Raw genomic sequence first — 21538 nt, 5'->3', positions numbered from 1 at the left:
GGTAGTCAGCGCGCGGCCATCGGATGACCCCGCGCTCGTAACGTCCGATCGTCTCGGCGTCGAGGCACGACCTCTTACCCGTCGTCTCCCAGACGTAGGCGTTGACCGCGTCGGCGAGCTCCGCCCGGGACATGGGCATCCCGGCGCGCGTCGGGGACCTCGTCGCCTCACGACGAGCCCGCAACTGGGTGTTGCCCTCTGTCATCCCGAGTCCTCTTGACCGCCAGATTGCCGGACCGCGCTACGCAGAATGCCCTCCCGGCAGACTGCTGAGTGCCCTGCCCGGACGGCCTGTGCCTCACCAGAGTAGCCGTAGGTCCCGGCCGTGTGGTCCAACCGAACGCGCCACTCGGCTGGGACCACCAACAGCACACCGTCTACCGAAGGGCTCGTCCATGTCGTTCGCCATCCCTGTCTCCGGAGCCTCAGGACGGCGCGGGGTCGGACGGCCACGACACTCCGCCGTCTCGTCGACCTTGAGCCCGCGCGACCAGGTCCTGGACGCGGCTGGGCGGCTCTTCGTCACCCGCGGATTCGCAGCCACCTCGACCCGCGAGATCGCCGAGAAGGTCGGCATCCGGCAGGCATCTCTCTACTATCACTTCGCCGGAAAGGACGAGATCCTCGCCGCCCTCCTGGAACGCACCCTCCGGCCCACGCTCGACCAGGTCGACCAGACTCTGGCGCTTACCGCCGAGGATCCGCGCCCGACAGCGCTCTACCTCCTGGCACTGGTCGACATCGACACCCTCGCGACCGCACCCCACAACATCGGGCTCCTCGCCGGCGTACCCGACATCGTGTCCTCCCCCGCCGCTGAGGCGTACGTCGCCAGCCGGAACGACCTGCTCAACGCCTATCGCGACCTGGCCCACACCGTTGCGACCGAGTCGGGAACAGACGACCTCGACCCCGAGGACCTCGGTGAACTGGTCCTGCAACTCGTCGAGGGTGTGATCAGGATCCGCGCCAGGGGACGCGCCATCACCACCTCGACAGCCCGCTCGATCGCGTCATCTTGCCTCCGGCTATGTGGCGTCGGCGCGGAAGACCTCCTCGTCGCACGGTCGGTCGCGCAAGAGAGGCTGGTCGATTTCGCGACGAGTCGAGAAGGTAGCAACGAGATCACGGATTGATCTGCTGACATTGACGTCGATGAGTAACGCCGAAACCCTCGACCTCCTGCAGAGCGCTGCCCTGCAAGCGGGCTTGGATGCGGATGGTGCCCGGCTCCTGAGGCACGGCTCGAATGCCATCTACCTGCTCCCGAACGCCGAAACTGTGGCCCGCGTCGGTCGTCCCGACACCGCCGAGAACGCCTCCCGCCAGATGCGAATCGCTTCTTGGTTGTCTGCCAACGACATCGCAACAAACCTCCCGATCGATGGCGTGGAACTGGTCACCATCGACGGGAGACCCGTGACCTGGTGGACGCCCATCGCAGCCCACCGCCACGCAACACCGGCAGAACTGGGCGCCGTACTTCGCAAGCTCCACACCGTGGCGGTCCCGACCGTTCTTGATCTACCGTCCCTCGACATCGTCGGCTACATCGTCGCGCGCATCGACTCAGCAACGGCCCTCGCCAGCACTGACCGCCGCTGGCTTCGAGATCAACTCACCAGGTTGGCCAAGGACCTGGCAGCCGCCGAGGACCTCCAGTCCCGACACGTCGTGCACGGCGATGCCTGGCAAGGAAACCTGGTCGTACCGGACGGCGGCTCACCGATCCTTCTCGACTTCGACCACGTCTCGATCGGACACCTTGCCTGGGACTTGATCCCACTCGCCGTCGACCACGAAGACTTCGCCCGGATCAGCAGCAACGACTACGCGGCCTTCGTCTCCGCCTACGGCGGCTACGACGTACGCCAAGCCCAATGGTTTCGTACGCTCGCAGACCTACAAGAACTGCGCTGGACGGCATTCGTTGCCGACAAGGCAGCACACGATCCGACCGCAGCCGATGAGCTGTCCCACCGCCTCGCCTGTCTGCAAGGCGAGGTCCCCCGCCCCTGGCATTGGGCGGCCTTCTAAGTGAGCAGGCAATCGTTGTGCAGCGGGCCCGGGCCCGACGTCACCGCTCGCACGGAGTGAGGGTTGCGGGCCCAGCCACTCAACGCCTCCGAACACGTCACTCCGCGCAGATTGACGCAGCCTTGGCTTGAGTACGCGGGAGCTGTCGGACGCCACTCACGGACTCGACGCGCGGTGATGGTGACACCATCTCGGTGCGTGAGCGAAACACAGTGCCTCGCAAGGAGCTGCATTGCACGAGACGCCGATTTGCTGCCACCGAGCGAGAAGCACTGGTTGAATGGCACTGTGTCCGAGTCGGAGGGATTCTCATGGTCTCATTCACCATGGGTTCTTGAGGAAGTTCGTTGGGAAGTACAGCAGAGTGCGTCGGAGGTTGGACGTGTCCGGCGTATGATAGAAGCGATCCATCTCTCCTGGGATCGACGGCCCTTCGCCTGGAGCAGTGCAGCGCAGTTTATCGCGTTCGCCATTGCGTGGAGCGCCAGCGCGATCACGGCGGCGGCCCCGAACGTCACATTATTCAAGATCGGCGACGCACCAACCGTCATCGGTACGGCGTGGCAGGTTCTGGCTGGGTTTGCTTCCATTGCGTTCGCCGGTCTCGCTGTCCTTATGCAACTCACATCGGAACCCGTGGTTACTTCTCGAAGTGTTCGGCAGGTCCTCTTTCAAGTGAGCCAGTTTCGACCCATCCTCGCATTCTCGATATGCGGAGCTGTCCAGGTAGGACTTGCAACCCTGCTTCTTAGACGTCCAGAAGCGGCAGTCGTCGAGGTAGCGGTTGTCGCTCTGACGGTGCTTTGGATTGGCTGGTCATACGCCAAAGTGGCCAAGGTATACGCGAATCCTGGCGAGGCGCTTCGACTCGGTGAGCAGGCGCTTCTGCGGGACCTTAAGGCAAGCATGAGAGAAGCGCGTGCACGCGCAATCGCCGAGTCCAGACTCCATAACGTCGTACCGCGAGCATGGTCATGGCCATCAAGCCCGGCGATCGAGGGAGATGTGATAGTCGCGGCGAGTCGACCTGGGCGCCTGGCGGACGTTGACGTCGACCTACTCCATGACGTCGTGCGCCACATAACTTGTGAAGACTCTAGCAGTTTCACCGCCGCCGCGGCCCCAGAGGTTCAGGATGAGCCACTCACCTTGAACTCGCCGAAACTATGCATCTTGGCCTCAATTGGGGCCGCAATTTCGGCCGGTCAGGGAATCTACATCCTCAAGTCTTCAGAATCTTACACGGGCGATCGGGACCAGCTACAGAGTCAACTTCACAGGACATTGCGCTGGGAGTGGCAGGGATGACTAAGTCGGCATTCGAATCCTCCCTCGCAGCTCTTCGCGATAACGTCGTAATGGCAATCGAGCGGCGGGAAGTTGGCGTCGTTCAAGATGGCCTTGACGTATACATGCACCTAATTGAAACGATCATCGACGAGCAGCTTCGCCTGCAGACATTGTCCGCTAATTCGGCTACCCCGGAGGACGGTTTCGGTCGAGAGTGGGACCTTGTGATCCGCGATCTCCACGGCGTCATTGACAGCGTGAGCGCAAGCGACTCTCGGCTACTCTGGATCGACGCTATGTCGTGGGTCCGCAAAATATCTGTCTTGTGCGCCGATCGCGGAATGGCGAACGCACTCAGATCCATTCTGACACTATTCGCGTCCGCATGGCGCCAAGAGTTGGTTGCTCCAGGGGCCGACGTGGCAGCGCGTCAGGACGCACTCCTCCTTCGACTTGCCGAGATTGGAAACTTCGATCTTCATCTCGACCGTGCAGAAGAAGCAGTACCTCTTGGAATCGCGGCTATCTACACGCGGACGTTCTTGGACGTGATCAAGAGCGCGATCGATTCAGATGACCCCGAGGCCGCCCGCGTCGCCATTAGATACTTTCTATATGGGACGACCTCTCCGAGACTTCAAATGAACTCGATCGTCGGCGCAGGTCTCCTCGCTCTCTACGGCTGGATTCTCTACGGTTTCGACCACGGAAATAGGACAGAGGCATATAAAGAAACTTGCCGCCAAATTGCTACTTCCTTCGAGGATGTTCGAGCCTTGATCCCGATGCTACGGGCATCTCATCGGCACGAGGATGAACTTGGGGTCCATTGGTGGGAGATGCGTGATCGTGGTCCGATCAGCTCTGGGATCATCGAAATCGGAACGTACATCTCATTGGCCTTTATTCTTGTCGGAGGAAGGCGTCTACTCCAGGAGCCTTTTGACCCAACAAGCAGTGACGATGTCGCCTCCGCTCGTGAACTTGTGGACGTCATCGACTCGATAGAAACGGGATCGTTTGCGAGCGCGCGAGAGATGATTTCGGTCTCCGACGACTTCCTCCGGCATCTCAAGACGCACCTTACAAGGGTTATCAGTCAAGGAGACGCAATCCTCGAAGAGGAGGACTCCCGGCGCCAGATCGATCCCAGTCGTGTCGAGACATTCGTTGACTCCGTTCGGCAGAAGCTCGTTGAGCAGCGAAGTAGATCGCTGGTATATTCCCTCAGGTCGGAGCCTGCATCGAAAGTCGTGCCAGCCCGTTCCAATTTTGGGATTGACAGACTGGTTCCCCGTTGGTATTTCGCCGAAACGAGGGTCTTTGCTTCAGCAGCGGATCTCGCGGACCAGTTGGTCGGCGCTCTTTTCAGGGGAATTGAGGATCGCATCCTTGAGGTCGTCGTCGACGACGACACGATCACGGCCGACACAACTCTCGAGTCGTTAGAGGCAAACCTCGAACAAGCGATCAACAAGCAAAAGCTCCCTCGACCAGTAGTTGTGACCAACAGTTTTCAGGCCCACGCACTATTGAAGGGTCGCCGTTTAGATAATATCGACGCTTCCGCGGAAGAATTTACCAAAGGATCGGTGTTCCGCGTTTTCGATGATCGAAACCCGTATGTGGCGCTTCTATCGGCGGCAGGAAGCCCAACAGTTCAGCTTTCTCCTCTCGCGCCTGAGATCGAAGGGGATAGGGCGTACAACGACCTTGGGGTCATTGTCGGAGTGAGTGAGGTTCCAGCGGAGGAGATGAGCGAGATTATTGGCCGGAAAGAGCGACCACGGCGTGAAGAGGCCCAACTTCGTGGGAGCCTCCGGACGAGGCTCCTCGTTCACCTATCGGTCACTGTCCAGGACGGTAGACGTCCTGTGATCTGGAAGCTACCGGAGTCGACATGGTGATGCAGCTTGTACGTCTTGATGGCATCAAGACGCAAGCACGCTGCGATCGCCGGCATGGCGCACCCTCGCAAGCGACACCACACAGCCGCAACTTCGCGGGCAGCCGTGCCGAAGTGACCGTCGGGCTGCCAGCTCGTCTCCAGCGTCCATCGAAGTCTTGCTGGACCGCTACCTCCGTCACTCGGCGCAATCCCGCCGCTTGCACCTGCCGATGAGTAGGGTTGGGACACCACGCCAAAGCCGCACGAGGACACGCAACCTCGTGCCTGCGTCGCATGGACCCGCATGGACCCGCATGGACCGCGAACTGAACTGAGACGCAATCAGTGCTTCTGCTGATTCCGTTCGCCACGTGCTGGTGCCCGACCTTTGTCCCTACTGCCCCGCGAGACCGCCCCAGTCCACCGTCATGCCCGCATTGGACATCTCATGGGCGAGCTTCATTTTCCACGCACCGGCGGCGTCGAGGCCGACGTAGACGACGCCGCTGAGGTCGCTCGGGAGTTCGACACCTGTCTCGTGAAGCATGACTACACGCTCTCGCCCAAGACGCCCTGCGAAGTATCCGGCCTCGAAGACGACGTTCTGCCGTGCGCGGGCAGATTCCGACTCGGCACCCTTCGCGCGACCGAGGTCATCGGCGGTGAGGAGCGCAACTGCGAAGCCGGCTGAGGCAGCGAATGCCTCCAGCTTCTCTAGAATGGTCCGGCCACCGCTCGGCTGCTCATGCAGGATGATCGGCGTCGTGCTGGTCAGGTCCTGAAGCACGCGGGCCAGCTCGTGCTTATGGGCATCGTCGTGGCCATGCACGATAAACACGCGACCGCGCTCTTCGGCGGTCGCCTTCTCCTCGGGGGTTTCCTCGGTCTCGACGACTTCCTCGAGCTCCGCCCGAAGAGCGAGCTCTCTCTTCGCGGCTTCCAAGATGGCTATGACGTTCTTGACCCCGGCAGGCCGATAGCCGCTTGTGTCCATGCCCGAGTACCAGACGGAGGGCGAATAGTTCACCTTCTCGAATTGGGCGAGCAACGGTGAATCGGCACCCATGACTGTCCGCAGTGCGACTTCCGTCGCGGTGCGCCATCGCTCGAAGTCGGCGGGGTTGCCGTTGTTAGCCTCGGTGACTTGCACGTCGAGCACTTCAATTTTTCGAGCGAGATCCACGACTTCAGGCTAGCCACTCGGGCCGTGCATATCAGCGATTTCGAGAAGCACGAGCTCGTAGCGTTCTCGGGTTGGTTCGTCGCAGGGTCCAACTATCAGCTCGCTCCGCGAAGAGGCCGCCAGTTAGCCCGATCTCGATTCTGGTGCGCTCAAGTCGAGATCGCGCGTGCGTGACGACCTTGCGATCACGGCACTGGGCCTTTGCACGTATCTGCCGTAGAGCGCGCCTGCGACCCACATCTTTCCGGCTCGAAAGGTTTCACAGATCAGCTGAGGCACCCTCTCGGACCTTCCGACGCACGAACTCCACGCATGCGACCCCGTCCTGATCGCAAGCGACGCTCAGATCGGACAGCACGAACGTCTCAGACGTTGAAGCGGAACTCCACCGAGTTCCGTAGCCGATCAACCTCTGAGGTGAGGTCAACCCGAAGTTCGTCATGGCCCGGGCCGAGAGCCGTCAACTGAGCATCTCCGATTACCGCGAAGGAAGCGTCGAGCTCGGCGAGCACCGTAGGGTTCCGCCCGTCGATCGCGGCCTGCTCTCGTCGTGTCGCCGCTGCCACCCAGCACGCCACGGCGCTGGCGGCCGGCTTGGCCTCTCTGGCCGGGTCTCGGGGCGAAGCGCTCTTGCGGACCGTGGATCGACCTGCGAATGTTTGCGCAAACATCGGCGTCGGGCCGGCACTGGCCGCCTCGATGTCACGGACGGCGGCGCAACGACGCGCCCCCAGATCGGAGTCCCCCATGACACGAGCAATCCGGACTGGCGCCCTGGTGGCCGTCGGCCTCCTCGCGGCGGCGATGGCGGTGGTCCCCGGCCCAGCTGTTGCCGTCCCGTCGACCGGGCCGGCCGGCACCAGCGAGTTCCGCGGGGTCAACTGGGCGGACCCGCGCGACAACTACGCGGACGACGAGGTGGTGCCCTCCGGTCTGAGCACAGAGGACGACTACCGCACGACGTACGACAAGTCGTCCGACATCCTCCTCGAGTTCCGGCACGAGGTGCGCGCCAACACGGTGCGGCTGCCGATCAACCCCTCGAGCGTCGGCACCGAGTGGTGGGGCTCGTACCAGGGCGCCATCGACGCGGCCACGGACAACGGGTTCAAGGTCATCCTCAGCTACTGGGAGGGGGACAACGCCAAGGACGGCCTGGCTGACGACCCCGCCGCCTTCGACGCGATGTGGGACACGGTCGTGGCGGAGTACGGGCAGAACCCGAAGGTGTACTTCGAGCCCATGAACGAGCCGTTCGGTTACACCCTCGACTCATGGGTGGACCTGACCGCCGGGTGGCTGGATGACCACGACGACGTGCCCCGCGGTCGCGTGATCATCTCGGGGACGGGCTACAACGACAACGTCACCGGTGTCGGCGCGGCCGAGGAGCTGAAGGGGACGCTGCTCTCGCTGCACTTCTACGGGTTCTGGGCCAACCACACGACCGAGGAGGAGTGGAAGGCCAACCTGCTCCCGCGCCTCGGCGAGTACGGCTGGCGCACGGTCGTCAGCGAGGCCGGCTCGCCGATGACGACGGGCCTCAACTACGGCAACCACGAGGGCGACGTCTTCACCTCGTACCTCGGCGCGCTGACCGAGGTCGCAAGGGACCAGGGCATCGGGATCGTCTACTGGCCCGGCCTGCGCACTGGTGACGCCTACACGCTGACCGAGGTCGTCGGCGACGGCGACCTCGAGGTCACCAACGCCTCGGGGCTGGCCCAGATCCAGTGGGGCTGGGGACTGCTCAAGAAGGAGGCCCTGAACGACCTGCCGCCCGCACCGCCAGGTGAGCCGCTTGTCAGCGTCCACCACAACGTGTGCGTCGACGTGCCTGGCTTCTCGACGACGCCCGGCACAACGCTGGGCCTCTGGTACTGCAACGGGGGCGGCAACCAGTCGTTCAACTGGACCGCGGACCGGCAGCTCACGGTCTACGGCGACCTGTGCGTCGCGCCGAGCGGCACACTCACCGCCAGTGGCACGCTCGTCATCGCCGAATGCACGGGCACGGCCGACCAGCAGTGGGAGCTCAACGCCGACACGACGATCAGCAGCGTCGCCGATCCGGCCCTGTGCCTGGCAACCCCGGCGGACTCCTGGGGGCTCACGCTCGCGAGCTGTGACCCGGGGGCCACGACCCAGCATTGGACGCGCTCGGCGTAGCGGGGCCTGGGCTTCTCTCCCCAGTTCGGGTACACGCTCAAGTGGCACGACGGAAGCTCCACCACCAGCTTCCTCAGGTAGACCTCGCGTCCAGCGAGCGGCGGTCAGATAGTCAAGGCGATCGGGCCCTACCAGAAGGCAAGCGGTGCGGTTGCCAGGTCACGTGACCAAGCCGAAACCCGGGTGTTGCTCAGACGTTGAAGCGGAACTCCACAACGTCGCCGTCGGCCATGACGTAGTCCTTGCCCTCCATGCGGACCTTGCCGAGGTCGCGGGCCTTGGCTACGGAGCCGGCGGAGATGAGGTCGTCGTAGGAGACGATCTCGGCCTTGATGAAGCCCTTCTGGAAGTCGGTGTGGATGACACCGGCGGCCTCGGGGGCGGTGGCGCCCTTGGGGATCTCCCACGCGCGGACCTCCTTGGGGCCGGCGGTGAGGTAGGTCTGCAGGCCGAGGGTGTCGAAGCCGACGCGGGCCAGGATGTCCAGGCCGGGCTCCTCCACGCCGGCATCGGCCAGGAACTCGCGGGCCTCGTCCTCGTCGAGCTCGACGAGCTCGGACTCGAACTTCGCGTCCAGGAAGATCGCCTCGGCGGGGGCGACCAGCTCGCGCATCGAGTCCTTGAGGGCCTCGTCGGCGAGCTCGTCGGAGTCGCAGTTGAAGACGAAGATGTAGGGCTTCGCGGTGAGCAGCATCAGGTCGCGGATCAGGGCGCGGTCGATCTTCGTGGCGATGATCGGGGTGCCGGCCTCGAGGGCCTCCTTGGCCTCGACCACGGCGGCCAGGTTGGCCTTCAGGTCGGGCTGCTTGCGCGACTCCTTCTCCAGCCGCGGGATCGCCTTCTCGACCGTCTCCAGGTCGGCGAGGATCAGCTCGGTCTGGATGGTGGAGATGTCGTTGGCGGGCTCGACCTTGCCGTCGACGTGGGTCACGTCGTCGTCGCGGAAGACGCGGGTGACCTGGCAGATCGCGTCGGACTCACGGATGTGGGAGAGGAACTTGTTGCCCAGTCCCTCACCCTGCGAGGCGCCGCGCACGATGCCGGCGATGTCGACGAACTGCACCGTGGCCGGCAGCAGCTTCTGGGACCCGTAGATCTTCGCCAGCTCGGCCAGCCTCTCGTCGGGGACCCCGACGACGCCGACGTTGGGCTCGATGGTGGCGAAGGGGTAGTTCGCCGCGAGTACGTCGTTCTTGGTCAGAGCGTTGAAGAGGGTCGACTTGCCCGCGTTGGGAAGTCCCACGATGCCGATGGTGAGTGCCACGATCGACAATCCTAGAGTCGTACGCCGACCACGGCCGAAACGCGGACGGGACCGGGGTCCGCGCGGCAAACTCTGCAGCGTGAGCGAGCTTCCCGGCACCAGCCTCCCGACCGGCTTCCGCTTCGGCGCGAGCACCGCCGCCTACCAGATCGAGGGGGCGGCCACCGAGGACGGCCGGGGCCCCTCGGTGTGGGACACCTTCTGCGCCGAGCCCGGCAGGATCATCGACGGCAGCAGCGGCGAGGTGGCCTGCGACCACTATCACCGGCTCGACGAGGACCTGGCGCTGATGGCACGGCTCGGGCTGGATGCGTACCGCTTCTCGATCTCCTGGTCCCGCGTCCTGCCGACCGGCTCGGGCGAGATCAACCAATGCGGCCTCGACTTCTACGACCGGCTCGTCGACGGGCTGCTCGAGCGTGGCATCGCCCCGATGGCGACGCTCTTCCACTGGGACACCCCGCAGGTGCTGCAGGACGCCCACGGTGGCTGGCTGAGCCGGAAGACGGCGCAGCGGTTCGGGGAGTACGCCGCGGTGATGGGCGATCGGCTCGCCGACCGCGTCGCCCACTGGTGCCCGGTGAACGAGCCGAACGTGGTGACCGTCTTCGGCCACGCGCTGGGCATGCATGCCCCTGGCGAGGCGCTGGTCTTCGACGCGCTGCCGGCCGGTCACCATCTGCTGCTCGGGCACGGGCTGGCGGTCCAGGCGCTGCGCGCCGCGGGCGCCACCAGCATCGGCACCGCGACCAACCACATGCCCGTCTGGCCCGCGACCGACTCGGAGGCGGACGTCGCGACCGCCGGGCTGCTGGACACGCTGTGGAACCACTCCTTCGCGGACCCGGTGCTGCTCGGCCACTACCCCGAGGACCTTGCCGCGCTGTTCCCGGTCCAGGACGGCGACCTGGAGGTGATCAGCGCGCCGCTCGACTTCTACGGGCTCAACTACTACAACCCGACCGCGGCGGCCGCCGCTCCCGAGGGCGCCGCGAACCCGATCGAGCAGCCGCCGATCACCGGCTACCCGACCACCGACTTCGGCTGGCCGGTCGTCCCCGACGGGCTCCACGAGCTGCTGACCTCGCTGCACCGGCGCTACCCGGAGCACCCGCCGTTCGTGATCACCGAGAACGGCGCCTCCTACAACACCTCCCCCGGCGACGGCGACGCCGACCGGATCGCCTACCTCGACCTGCACCTGCGCCAGGTCGAGCGCGCCGTCGCCGACGGCATCGACGTCACCGGCTACTACTGCTGGTCGCTGATGGACAACTTCGAGTGGGCCGAGGGCTACACCCAGCGGTTCGGGCTGGTGCACGTCGACTACGACACGCTGGTCCGCACCCCGCGAAAGTCGTTCGACTGGTACGCCTCGGTCATCGCCGCACACCAGGCGCGGCGATGACCGACCGGCGAATCAGTCGAACGAGAAGATGAGCGGGAAGGCCACGACCACGACCGCCGCCCACAGGCCGTAGACCGGCAGGTAGCGGGTCTGCCAGCGCTCCACGTCGTGGAACGTGCCGGTGCGGCGTACGAAACCCAGGGTGAGCCAACCGGTCCGCGCGAGGTGTGCCAGCAGGATCAGGTTGAGGCCGAGGGCCGCGGTCTTGTTGGCGGTCCAGCCGAACTCCGCGATCCGGGTCAGCATCGCGGTCAGGGCGATCGCGTCGACCGCGAGCGCAGCCATGACCAGCCCGAGCTGGAGCCAGTCGAAGACGCCGGCCGGCTCCATCGGGTTGTGGGCGGAGATGGAGTAGAGCAGCAGCGCCACGACCAGGATCAGCACCGCGTCCATCAGGATCAGCAGGTTGCGGTCCACCGCGTCGAAGGAGTCGCCGAGCACCATCACCGCGAACATCGCGACCAGCATCACCAGGGCGAGCGGGGTGAACACCTTGGTGAGCACCGGGGCGATGTTCTCGACCACGTTCATCTTCACCTCGACCAGCCAGGCGGCGACCATGATCGCGCCGGGGAAGCCGAAGGGCAGGATCCAGTCCTCCAGGTAGGGCTCGAGGTCGAAGCCGGCCAGGTTCCACACCCCGACGCTGAGCCCGATCAGCACCCCGGCACCCGCCGCGATGAGGGCGAGATACATCGCCAGCTCACCGGTGAACCTGACGAAGTCCATCCGGCGGCCGTGGGAGCGCCAGTCGCCACCGGCGTACGCCACCGCGGTGAGCAGCCACAGCACCACCGGTGTGTGGATGACCACGAGCACGGCGGTCATGCCCGGATCCTCGCCCGGGCCGGGCAACATGTCGAACGGGTAGAGGTTGACCACGAGCACCAGCGCCGCCGCCACCGCCGTGAGCACCGCGGCGACCTTCCAGGAGACCCGGCGCTTGTACGCCAGCCAGCCCGCCACCGACGGGACCAGCACGAACGCGACGTTGCGGACGAGCGCGAACTCGTCCAAGGACTCGATCAGGATCTTGAGCGCGACGCCCGCCAGCAGCGCCACGCCGATGACCAGGCCCAGGTCGCGCCAGCGTGATCCGACGACACCGGCGCCAGGTTCCGGGATCAGCACCAGCTGGCGCCACAGCCGCTCGGAGTGCTCACGGGCGAACTCGCGCGAGACGTCGTCGAGGTTGCCCATCCGCTTGACCGCGACCAGGAACGCCTCGTCCTCGGCCAGGCCGCCCGCGACGAGATCGGCGATCTGGTTGCGGAGATGGTCCTCCATCTCCACGATGTCGTCGGCGGCGATGGCCGGCCGGCCGGCCACGAAACCGCGCCACTGGTCGATCTGTGCCTCCAGGTCCACGCTCATGCGAGTCCCTCCGCGACCGGAGGCGTGCCGAAGCTGCGCCACACGTTGTCCAGGGTGTCGGCGACCACCTGCCACTGCCGCTGCCGCTCGGCGAGCGCCTGACGGCCGAGGTCGGTGATCGCGTAGTGCTTGCGCCGGCGGCCGGTCTCCGACCGACCCCAGCTCGCCTCGACGTGGCCGAGTCGCTCCAGGCGGTGCAGCAACGGGTAGAGCATCCCGTCGGTCCACTCCATCCGGCCCCCGGAGAGCTCCGCGACCCGTTTGCCGATGGCATAGCCGTACGACTCGCCCTCGGCCAGGATGCCGAGCACGAGCGGGGTCGCCGAGGCGGCGACCAGATCCTTGTCGATGCGCATGCGCACCCGCCTCCCATACCTAGTTCTTCTAGGCATCAACCCTAGCTGTTCTAGGGGTGCGTCAGCGGCGTCTGCACCGAATCTGCACATATCCGACGGTCAAGACCGACCACCCAATAGGCTCGCCAACCGTGAGCCACCCCGAGGCACCTCAGCGACTGCGCGAACCCGCCCATCAGGTCTCCGAGCGGGCACCGGCCTACTGGCGTACGGCCGAGGCGATCGGCGCCGTGATCTGGCTTGCCCTCGCGGTGGGTGCGGTGGCGGCCGCGGTCCTGGTGCCGGGCGGTTTCTGGACCTGGATCCTCTGGCTGGCCGCGGTGGTCTTCGTCCTGGCGCCGGTGCCGGGGCTGACCTTCGTGCCCTCGATCCGGTTCCGGATCCACCGGTGGGAGGTGACCGACATCGCCGTCCACGTACGCCACGGCTGGCTCACCGTCGTCGACGAGATCGTGCCGCTCTCCCGGGTGCAGACGGTCGACTCGACGCAGGGGCCGCTGATGCGGCAGTTCGGGCTGCGTACGGTCAAGGTCTCCACCGCCTCCTCGGCCGGCATCGTCCAGATCGCCTGCCTCGACGACGCGCTCGCGCTCGAGGTGGTCGCCAAGCTGGTCGCGATCACCGCCGCGACGCCCGAGGACGCGACGTGAGCACACCCGAGGTCCCCGAGACCCCCGAGGTCCCCGAGATCCCGGACGCGGAGTGGCAGCGGCTGGCCGGCTGGACCGCGATCGTCAGCCCGCTCTCGACACTGCGCCAGGCGATCATCCCGGCCGCGGTCGGCGCGTTCGGCGCCGGTCAGGCGAACGTCCTCATCGGTCTGCTCGTGGCGCTCGGCATCGCCGCGGTCGCCGCCCTGGCCGGTCTGGTCCCGTGGCTGACCACGACCTATCGGGTGACGCCGACCCATCTGGAGGTACGCAAGGGGCTGCTCAACCGCACCGCCCTGACCGCCCGCCTCGACCGGGTGCGCAGCGTCGACCTCAGCTCGACCCTCATCCATCGTGCCCTCGGGGTCACCAAGGTCAACGTCGGCACCGGTGTCGACGAGGGTCAGATCACGCTCGACTCGCTGACCAAGGAGGCGGCCGCGCGGCTGCGGCGCGAGCTGCTCCACGCGGCGCCCTCGACACCCGCCACGTCCGCCACGTCCGCCGGCCCCGCGGAGGTCGCGGCCGACGCGAGCTCGGTCGAGGAGGCGCCGGCAGCCGGTGAGGTCGTCGCCAAGCTCGACTGGTCCTGGATCAAGTACGCCCCGCTCAACCTCAAGAACCTCGCGATCGCGCTCGGCGGTCTGGCCGCGTTCTTCGGCGCCTTCTCCGACGTCATCCCGTGGGAGCGGATGATCGGGATCCGGGTCGAGGACGGCGAGATCAACGGACGACCGATCGACTCGTTGCTGCACATGCTGGTCCTCGCCATCCCGATCGCCCTGGTCGCCGCGGCGATCGTGTGGGCGGTCGGCTCGTGCGTGGGCTACGCGGTGCGCTGGTGGGACCTTCAGGTCGTGCGCGAGCAGGGCCGCGAAGGCACCACGCTGCGGCGTAGCTTCGGCCTGACGAGCACCCGCGCGACGACCGTGGAAGAGGCGAAGGTACGCGGCGCCACCTCCGCCGTCGGCCCGCTGATCGGCCTGGCCGGCGGCGCCGACCTCAACCTGCTCACGACCGGCCTCGACGACAACTCCCCCGCGGTCCTGCCGACCGCGCCGGAGTCTGTGGTGTCTGCCGTCGGGACCAACATCCTCGGCGAGGACGCGTTCACGGCGGAGCTCACCGGCCACGGCCCGAGGCCGCGCCGGCGCTACTGGTTCCGCGCGGCCGTGGCAACCGTGATCTGGACGCTGGTCGCGCTCGTCCCGACCGTGCTGATCGGCGTCTTCGGCGACACCTGGATCTGGTGGCTCCCGGTCACCGTGATGGTGATCGCCCTCGGCCTCGGGCTGGTCGGCGCCGAGCTCCGCCACCGCCACCTCGGCCACACCCTCACCGACCGCTACCTGGTGGTCCGCTCCGGCTCCTACACCGCCGTGCGCACCGCGCTGCAGACCGACGGCGTCATCGGCTGGCGGGTCAAGCAGACCTTCTTCGACCGCCGCATCGGTCTGGCCCAGGTCACCGCGATGACCGCCGCCGGCCAGGAGTACGTCGCCATCCCGGATGTGCCGCTCGAGACGGCCGTCGCGCTCGCGGCAGCGGCCACGCCGCGTACGGTCTCGGGGTTCCTCGAATAACCGTTCCACTTCCGACCGGCTTCGGTGGATGATCCGCCCATGACGATCCAGATCCACCACCTCACCTTCGACTGCACCGACGCCCGCAAGCTGGGCGAGTTCTGGTCCGCGCTCACCGGCTGGCACCTCTTCTACGACGAGGACCCCGAGGTCATCGTCGCGCCCAGCTTCCCGTCGACCGAGACGTCGTTCCTGTTCATCCCGGTGCCGGAGGCGAAGTCGGCCAAGAACCGGATGCACATCGACATCAAGCCCGAGGACACCACCCGCGACGAGCTGGTCGAGCGCGCGCTGTCCCTCGGCGCCACCGTCTACGGCGACCACCGCAAGGAGGACGGCTCCGGTTTCGTCGCGCTCCGCGATCCGGAGGGCAACGAGTTCTGCGTCGAGCGCGGCGAGCACGAGATGGCCGCACGCGGCCCGATGACCATCGGGCTCACGATCTGACCGTCAGCGGCTGAGCACCCCGACCCGTCCACCCGCACCGGCGGCCCAGCAGGTGCCGTCGGTGCAGTCGACGGTGTGGAAGCGGGTCTGGGCGGCGCCGAACGGCTCCCAGGAGCGGCCGTTGTCGTGGCTGACGTCGCTGCCGTTGGGACCGACGGCGATCGCGGTGCGACCGCCGACCCAGGCCACCGCCTCGCGGTATCCGCCCAGGTCAGAGGTGGAGTTGGTCCAGGTGCGGCCACCGTCGGTGGAGTAGGCCGCGCGGTCGGCGCCGTCGTCCTCGAGACCGAAGTCGCCGCCGACCGCGATCCCCTGGCGAGGGTTGCGGAAGCCGAGCCCGAAGACCCCGGCGGCCTCGCCGGTCGCGATCGTGGAGTCGGCGGCGGACCAGGAGCGGCCGCCGTCGTGGGTGGCGTAGATCTTCGCCGCGGCGCCGCCACCGCCGATCCAGGCGTCGTGGGCGCCGGCGGTGACCAGGCAGGTCCCGCTGGCCGAGTAGCCGTACTCGCCCGGCGCCTCCAGGCCACGCGTGTCCGCGATCTGCCAGGTGTCGCCGCCGTCGGATGTGGTGATGATCCGCCACTCGCTGTCGACCGGGTCGCTCATCGCGATGCCCCGCTTGCCGCCGGGCCAGAAGTCGACGCAGTTGTAGAACGCCGTCGGCTCCGTGGAGCGGAACGTCTCGGTCCAGGTCGCACCACCGTCGACGGTCTTGTAGATCCGGCTCGCCTCGCCCTCGCCGATGGAGAGCACCACCGCCTCGCTCGCCGACCGCGCCTCGACGTCGCGGAAGAGCAGCCCCTCGGATCCCGGCGGCGAGACCTCGTCCCAGGTCTCACCACCATCCGTCGTACGGAACACTCCCCCGCCGTCCCCGCCGACCCACGCGGTCTCCGCGTCGACGGCATCCAGCGCCCGGAACCCCTGCGTCGTGTCGACGTTCACCGGCGTCCAGTCGTACGCACCCCCTGACGGCACGGCCTGCGCCGCCGGCGCGAGAGTGAGGGTGGTGAGAGCGAGAGTGGCCGCCGCTGCGGCTCCGACAACGATGCGCACGAGGGTTCACCTTGGCCCTGCCCGGGCGTTCTGTCCACCGATCCAGCGAAAATCGTCCGGCTGCCATCGGCGCGGAGTCGGCAATTTTCTTCCGTGACCCGCTGGTAGCGCCTAAAGTGAATCGCCGTGCCGCACAGCGGCGGCGCAGATGGGTAGGTTGTCATGAGCAGAACGACACTGACCAGAGGTGGACGGCTGGCGGCTGCGGGACTTGCCGCCGCGGTGGCGGTTGCGATGCCGTACGCAGCAACCCACGCCGCCGCGCCGGACCGGCCCACGGCGACCGCCCAGTCCGACGCAGACATGGCCTCCGCCCAGCACCGCCAGATCGTCTCGCTGATGCGGCACATGTCGCTCCAGCAGAAGGTCGGCCAGCTCTTCGTGATCGAGGTCTACGGGCGCGACGCCAACAACGTCAGCGACACCGCGAAGGCCGGCAACCAGAAGCTCTACGGCGTGGACACCCCGGCGCAGGCGATCGCGAAATACCAGCCCGGTGGGGTCATCTACTTCACCACCCGCGGTCCCGACAACATCGGTGACCCCACCCAGGTGGCGACGCTCTCCAACGGTCTCCAGAGCGCCGCGCTGCAGCAACGGCCCAAGATCCCGCTCAACATCGCCGTGGACCAGGAGGGTGGCGCCCTGGTGGCCCGCTTCGGCCCGGCCAGCGGCGCGACCCAGATGCCGGGCCAGATGGCGCTGGGTGCCGACGGCTCGACCGCGGACGCGGCCCGGTCCGCCGAGGTGATCGCCACCGAGCTGGCCGCGGTCGGGGTCACCCAGGACTACGCGCCCGTCGCCGACGTCAACCTCAACCCCAACAACCCGGTCATCGGCATCCGCAGCGCCGGCGCCGACCCCGCCGCGGTCTCGGACATCGTCGCCGCCGAGGTCGGCGGCTTCGACGCGGGCGGCCTCTCCTCGATCGCCAAGCACTTCCCGGGACACGGTGACACCGGCACCGACAGCCACTACGGCCTGCCCGAGGTTACTCACAGCCGCGAGGAGCTCGAGTCGATCGACCTGCCGCCGTTCGAGGCCGCGATCGACGCCGGGATCGACGCGATCATGACCGCCCACGTCACCGTGCCCGCGATCGACCCGAGCGGTGAGCCGGCCACCATGTCGGAGCCGATCCTCACCGGCCTGCTCCGCGAGGAGCTCGGCTTCGACGGCCTGATCGTGACCGACGCTCTCGACATGCAGGGCGCGAGCGCGACGTACCCGCCCGACGTCGCCCCGGTCGAGGCCTTCCTCGCCGGCGCGGACCAGCTGCTCATCCCGCCGCAGATGGACACGGCGTACGCCGCGGTCCTCGGGGCCGTCAAGGACGGCCGGATCTCGCGCCAGCGGCTCGACGCGTCGGTCTACCGGATCCTGAAGCACAAGCTCGACAACGACATCTTCGAGAGCCCCTACGTCGACCCGACCGCCGCATCGGCCGTCTTCAGCAACCCCGTGCACAAGGCCGACGCCCAGGCGATCTCAGACCGCACCACGACGCTGGTGAAGAACGACGACGGCCTGCTTCCGCTGGCTCCCGGGGCGAAGAACGTCCTGGTCGCGGGCTGGGGTGTCGACACGACCGCCGGAATCGCGGCCGGGTTGCAGAAGCGCGGAGCGACGACCCAGGTGCTGCAGTCGGGCACCACGCCGACCGACGCGCAGATCAACGCCGCCGTCGAGGCCGCCCAGGGCAAGGACCTGGTCGTGCTGCCGACCAACAACGCCTGGCAGATCAACCCGGCGACGGGCCAGCCGACCCCGGCGGCCGTCGCCCAGACCAAGCTGGTCAAGGCGCTGCTCGCCACCGATACGCCGGTGATCGTGACGGCGATGCGCAACCCCTACGACGTCACGTCCTTCCCGGAGGCCGCCACGGTCCTCGACACCTACGGCTACACCTCCCACCAGCTCGAGTCGCTGGTGCGGGTGCTCTACGGCGAGGTGAACCCGAGCGGCAGGCTCCCGGTGGAGATCCCGGGTCTCTTCCCGCTCGGGCACGGGCTGTCCTACTGACCCGCCCCGAAGCGTCAGTTTCTGACGGCGAAGCGTCAGTTTCTGACGGCGAACGATGGCCCACTCGCCAGAACCCGACCTCTCGACGCCAATTTCTGACCTCTCGCGGTCAAGAACTGACGTCTCGGCGGTTAGGGAGCCGGCCAGATCACCTTGTTGTCGTCGTCCACCACGGCCTCGGCGAAGGACGGGTCGAACCAGGTAGCGGCCTGCTCGGGGGTGACCTTCTGCCCTGCGTACGCCGTCACGACCTCGGCCAGCGCGGCGACGTTGTCGGGGTCGACCGAGCCGAACCTGCCCGGGAGCGGGTTGTCGGCGGCGACCTTCACCTCGGTGCGCCAGATGGCCGTCTCGTGCTTCTCGTCGGACTCGGCGCCGGCCAGGTCGTGCTGGTAGCCGATGCACTCCTCGACGTGCTCGTCGGCGGCGCAGTAGGCGTAGGCCTTGAAGACGGCGCGCAGGAAGTCCTGGACCGCGGTGGGGTGCTTCTTGGCCCAGGCGGGGTTGACGGAGTAGGCGCCGAGGGAGCCGGGCACGTCGAAGTCGGTCGGCTCCCAGACGGTGACCTTCTCGCCGGCGTCCTTCAGCTGGTTGGGCTCGTTGGAGACGAAGCCGACCAGCGCGTCGACCTGGCCGCGGGGCAGGATGCCGGGGTCGTAGCCGACCTTGACCTGCTTCACCTCGGCCATGTCGACCCCGGCCTCGGCGAGCATCGCCTGGACGCCGACCGGCACCCAGCCCTTGTGGCCGAGCGTCTTGCCCTCGAGCTGCTTGAGATCCGTGATCGAGGTGCCGGTCATCAGCACGTCGAGGCCGGCGTTGGAGTAGGAGGAGACCCCGAGCACCTTCAGGCCGCTCGCGTTGGAGGTCATGATGTCCTGCTCGGAGAGCGGTCCGACCTGGACCTTTCCGGCGGCGATCAGCTTGGCGTTCTGGGAGACGTCGCCCGAGCCCGGCTGGAGCTCGACGTCGAGGCAGAGATCGTCGAAGTAGCCCAGCCGATCCGCGGCGATGGCCTCCATGATCGAGGCCGACGCCTGCCAGTAGTAGCCCGACATGTAGGTGATCTTCCCGGCATCTCGGTTCTGCTCGCAGCGGTCGGCGGAGACCGCGCTGCCCTCTTCACCGGCGGAGTCCTGCGAGGACCCGCAGGCGGTCAGGGCACCCAGCAGGACGACCGCCGACGTGAGGGCAGCGGCGATCGGACGTACGCGAGACATCAAGGGCTCCTTCGAGTCAGGTCAGGACTGGTGCCAGTGGAGCACTCGCCGCTCGGCGAGGGTCACGACCCAGAACAGCAGCGATCCGAGCGCCGCGAGGACGAAGATCGCTGCCCACACCGTAGCCAGTCTGTTCTGCGAGCTGGCCACCTGTATCACGCTGCCGAGCCCGTCGGCCGAGCCCGCGGCGGAGAGCTCCGCGACGACGGCACCGATCATCGACAGCGGGAAGACGATCCGCAGGGACGCGAAGACGTAGGGCAGCGAGGCCGGGACCCGCAGGTGCCGCAGCACCTCCAGCCGGCTCGCGGCCACCGTGCGGTAGACCTGAAGCACCGGCGCCGGCACCGCGCGGAGCCCGGTCGCCACGTTGATCAGGATCGGGAAGAAGCAGACCAGCGCGGTCAGCACCACCTTCGGGCCCATCCCGAACCCGAGCGCGACCACGAGCAGCGGCGCGATCGCCACCAGCGGCGTCACCGAGAGCACCACGGCCACCGGCATCACCGCGCGCCGCACCACCCCGACCTCGCTCACCACGACGGCGAGCGCGAAGGCGGCGACGAAACCGACCCCGAGCCCCACCAGCGCCTCGCGCAGCGTGACCAGGGTGTTCGTCAGGAAGTAGCCGGGGTCGTCGGTCAGCACGCCCGCGACGTCGCCCAGCGGCGCGAACAGATAAGGCACGCGGCGCGCTCCCAGCTGCCATCCGAGCGCGAGCACGACGAGAAGGAGGATGAACGGAAGCCAGTACGCCGGCCGGAGCATCCGCCGGTTCACCGCAGGAACTCGCTGCCGCTGAAGGCGTCCTTGAGCCGCTCGCGCAGCGTGAGCTCGTAGGCGTGGAACTCCGGCGAGGTGATGATCTCCTGGTGCCGCGGGCGGGGCAGGTCGATGTCGATGACGTCGGTGATCCGGCCCGGTCGCGGGGCCATCACCACGACCCTGTCCGAGAGCCTGACCGCCTCGGAGATCGAGTGGGTGACGAAGACGACGGTCGCGCGGGTCTGCTCCCACAGCTCCAGCAGCTGCTCCTGAAGAGCCTCGCGGGTGAACTCGTCGAGCGCACCGAAGGGCTCGTCGAGAAGGAGTACGTCGGGGCGCAGCCCGAAGGCGCGTACGATCGCGGTCCTCTGCTTCATGCCGCCGGACAGCTCTGCGGGGAGCTTGTGGAGCGACTCCCCCAGCCCGACCTCGCGCAGCATCGCCTCGAGGTCGGGGCGGCCGCGGTCGCTACGGCGGTCGGCCCCGCGGCGGTTGACCTTGTGGGGCAACGTCACGTTGCCGAGCACGCTCAGCCAGGGCAGCAGCGCCGGTGACTGCGGCACGAACCCGAAGGCCTTCGCCTCCGCGGCCTCCCTCGGGGTCAGGCCGCACACGGTGATCGTGCCCGCGTCCGGCTTCTCCTGCCCACTGATCAGCCGCAACAGGGTCGACTTGCCGCATCCCGAGGGCCCGATGATGCTCACGAACGTTCCGGGCTCGATGGTCAGCTCGATGTCGTCGAGGGCGATCAGCTCGGAGAGGTCGGCCTGCTCGTAGAGACGACGCACCTCGTGCATCTCGATCGTCGCGCTGCCCACGCCTCAAA

At 67.1% G+C, this 21538-nt stretch carries 17 protein-coding genes; 9 read left to right on the top strand and 8 right to left on the bottom strand.

The annotated features are described in order from the left end of the window. The first annotated feature begins 395 nt into the window (after positions 1-395). From ACIA03_RS11570 to ACIA03_RS11560, 3 genes are all read left to right on the top strand, one after another. Positions 396-1136 carry a TetR/AcrR family transcriptional regulator gene (locus ACIA03_RS11570; RefSeq protein ID WP_396982413.1) on the top strand — a complete coding sequence of 247 codons (741 nt, stop codon included), beginning with the start codon at positions 396-398 and terminating at the stop codon, positions 1134-1136. Beyond that, positions 1033-2037, top strand: a complete 1005-nt coding sequence (locus ACIA03_RS11565; RefSeq protein ID WP_396982411.1) for a phosphotransferase enzyme family protein — start codon at positions 1033-1035, stop codon at positions 2035-2037. Before ACIA03_RS11570 ends, ACIA03_RS11565 begins: the two co-directional genes overlap by 104 nt. Positions 2038-3341: 1304 nt before the next feature. After that, a complete protein-coding gene (locus ACIA03_RS11560) occupies positions 3342-5234 on the top strand; it encodes a hypothetical protein (RefSeq protein ID WP_396982409.1) in 1893 nt (630 codons plus the stop codon). A 375-nt stretch (positions 5235-5609) separates the two neighbouring features. On the opposite strand, the gene ACIA03_RS11555 is transcribed toward ACIA03_RS11560, so the two are convergent. Beyond that, positions 5610-6398 (bottom strand): TIR domain-containing protein, encoded by a 789-nt coding sequence (locus ACIA03_RS11555; RefSeq protein WP_396982406.1) that lies wholly within the window; start codon positions 6396-6398, stop codon positions 5610-5612. A gap of 747 nt (positions 6399-7145) precedes the next feature. Between ACIA03_RS11555 and ACIA03_RS11550 the strand changes: the two genes are divergently transcribed. Continuing rightward, positions 7146-8567 carry a ricin-type beta-trefoil lectin domain protein gene (locus tag ACIA03_RS11550; RefSeq protein WP_396982404.1) on the top strand — a complete coding sequence of 474 codons (1422 nt, stop codon included), beginning with the start codon at positions 7146-7148 and terminating at the stop codon, positions 8565-8567. A 190-nt stretch (positions 8568-8757) separates the two neighbouring features. On the opposite strand, the gene ychF is transcribed toward ACIA03_RS11550, so the two are convergent. After that, a complete protein-coding gene (gene ychF / locus ACIA03_RS11545; protein ID WP_396982402.1) occupies positions 8758-9831 on the bottom strand; it encodes a redox-regulated ATPase YchF in 1074 nt (357 codons plus the stop codon). Positions 9832-9910: 79 nt separating this feature from the next. Here ychF and ACIA03_RS11540 point away from each other — a divergent pair, with 79 nt between their 5' ends. Next, positions 9911-11239 (top strand): GH1 family beta-glucosidase, encoded by a 1329-nt coding sequence (locus ACIA03_RS11540; RefSeq protein ID WP_396982400.1) that lies wholly within the window; start codon positions 9911-9913, stop codon positions 11237-11239. Between the two features lie 12 nt (positions 11240-11251). Here the strand turns inward: ACIA03_RS11540 and ACIA03_RS11535 are convergent, their stop codons facing one another. Both ACIA03_RS11535 and ACIA03_RS11530 read right to left on the bottom strand, forming a co-directional pair. Beyond that, positions 11252-12613 carry a permease prefix domain 1-containing protein gene (locus tag ACIA03_RS11535; protein WP_396982398.1) on the bottom strand — a complete coding sequence of 454 codons (1362 nt, stop codon included), beginning with the start codon at positions 12611-12613 and terminating at the stop codon, positions 11252-11254. Continuing rightward, entirely contained in the window at positions 12610-12969 is a 360-nt protein-coding gene (locus ACIA03_RS11530; protein ID WP_396982396.1) for a PadR family transcriptional regulator, read from the bottom strand. Before ACIA03_RS11530 ends, ACIA03_RS11535 begins: the two co-directional genes overlap by 4 nt. A gap of 131 nt (positions 12970-13100) precedes the next feature. Between ACIA03_RS11530 and ACIA03_RS11525 the strand changes: the two genes are divergently transcribed. Genes ACIA03_RS11525 through ACIA03_RS11515 form a run of 3 tightly spaced genes read left to right on the top strand, consistent with a single transcriptional unit; the run spans position 13101 to position 15649 of the window. Then, positions 13101-13619, top strand: a complete 519-nt coding sequence (locus ACIA03_RS11525; RefSeq protein ID WP_396982394.1) for a PH domain-containing protein — start codon at positions 13101-13103, stop codon at positions 13617-13619. Next, complete coding sequence (locus ACIA03_RS11520) at positions 13616-15202, top strand: PH domain-containing protein (RefSeq protein ID WP_396982392.1); 1587 nt, start codon at positions 13616-13618, stop codon at positions 15200-15202. Before ACIA03_RS11525 ends, ACIA03_RS11520 begins: the two co-directional genes overlap by 4 nt. A gap of 39 nt (positions 15203-15241) precedes the next feature. Further along, on the top strand, positions 15242-15649 hold the full coding sequence (locus tag ACIA03_RS11515) for a VOC family protein (RefSeq protein ID WP_396982390.1): 408 nt from the start codon (positions 15242-15244) through the stop codon (positions 15647-15649). Positions 15650-15652: 3 nt separating this feature from the next. On the opposite strand, the gene ACIA03_RS11510 is transcribed toward ACIA03_RS11515, so the two are convergent. Beyond that, entirely contained in the window at positions 15653-16705 is a 1053-nt protein-coding gene (locus tag ACIA03_RS11510) for a WD40/YVTN/BNR-like repeat-containing protein (protein WP_396982387.1), read from the bottom strand. Between the two features lie 162 nt (positions 16706-16867). Between ACIA03_RS11510 and ACIA03_RS11505 the strand changes: the two genes are divergently transcribed. Further along, the gene (locus ACIA03_RS11505; RefSeq protein ID WP_396982385.1) at positions 16868-18727 is read left to right on the top strand and encodes a glycoside hydrolase family 3 protein; all 1860 of its coding nucleotides are present in this window, start codon (positions 16868-16870) and stop codon (positions 18725-18727) included. A gap of 131 nt (positions 18728-18858) precedes the next feature. Here the strand turns inward: ACIA03_RS11505 and ACIA03_RS11500 are convergent, their stop codons facing one another. The 3 genes from ACIA03_RS11500 to ACIA03_RS11490 are packed head-to-tail and all read right to left on the bottom strand — an operon-like array spanning position 18859 to position 21530. Then, entirely contained in the window at positions 18859-19947 is a 1089-nt protein-coding gene (locus ACIA03_RS11500) for an ABC transporter substrate-binding protein (protein ID WP_396982383.1), read from the bottom strand. A gap of 21 nt (positions 19948-19968) precedes the next feature. Beyond that, positions 19969-20727: an ABC transporter permease gene (locus ACIA03_RS11495; protein ID WP_396982381.1), complete on the bottom strand. Its 759-nt coding sequence runs from the start codon at positions 20725-20727 to the stop codon at positions 19969-19971. After that, on the bottom strand, positions 20724-21530 hold the full coding sequence (locus tag ACIA03_RS11490) for an ABC transporter ATP-binding protein (RefSeq protein ID WP_396982379.1): 807 nt from the start codon (positions 21528-21530) through the stop codon (positions 20724-20726). The genes ACIA03_RS11495 and ACIA03_RS11490 overlap by 4 nt, the downstream gene beginning before the upstream one ends. Between the last annotated feature and the right edge of the window lie 8 nt (positions 21531-21538).

Origin of the sequence: Nocardioides sp. NPDC051685, assembly GCF_044453405.1 — a bacterium.
Classification (GTDB): Bacteria; Actinomycetota; Actinomycetes; order Propionibacteriales; family Nocardioidaceae; genus Nocardioides.
Note: the sequence above shows the minus strand (reverse complement) of the source record. Positions and strands in the feature narration are given on the sequence as shown.

Coding starts and splice junctions, on each gene's coding strand:
- ACIA03_RS11505 (WP_396982385.1), top strand. CDS start 16,868: ATGAGCAGAACGACACTGACCAGAGGTGGACGGCTGGCGGCTGCGGGA.
- ACIA03_RS11560 (WP_396982409.1), top strand. CDS start 3,342: ATGACTAAGTCGGCATTCGAATCCTCCCTCGCAGCTCTTCGCGATAAC.
- ACIA03_RS11550 (WP_396982404.1), top strand. CDS start 7,146: ATGACACGAGCAATCCGGACTGGCGCCCTGGTGGCCGTCGGCCTCCTC.
- ACIA03_RS11570 (WP_396982413.1), top strand. CDS start 396: ATGTCGTTCGCCATCCCTGTCTCCGGAGCCTCAGGACGGCGCGGGGTC.
- ACIA03_RS11500 (WP_396982383.1), bottom strand. CDS start 19,947: ATGTCTCGCGTACGTCCGATCGCCGCTGCCCTCACGTCGGCGGTCGTC.
- ACIA03_RS11530 (WP_396982396.1), bottom strand. CDS start 12,969: ATGCGCATCGACAAGGATCTGGTCGCCGCCTCGGCGACCCCGCTCGTG.
- ACIA03_RS11515 (WP_396982390.1), top strand. CDS start 15,242: ATGACGATCCAGATCCACCACCTCACCTTCGACTGCACCGACGCCCGC.
- ACIA03_RS11535 (WP_396982398.1), bottom strand. CDS start 12,613: ATGAGCGTGGACCTGGAGGCACAGATCGACCAGTGGCGCGGTTTCGTG.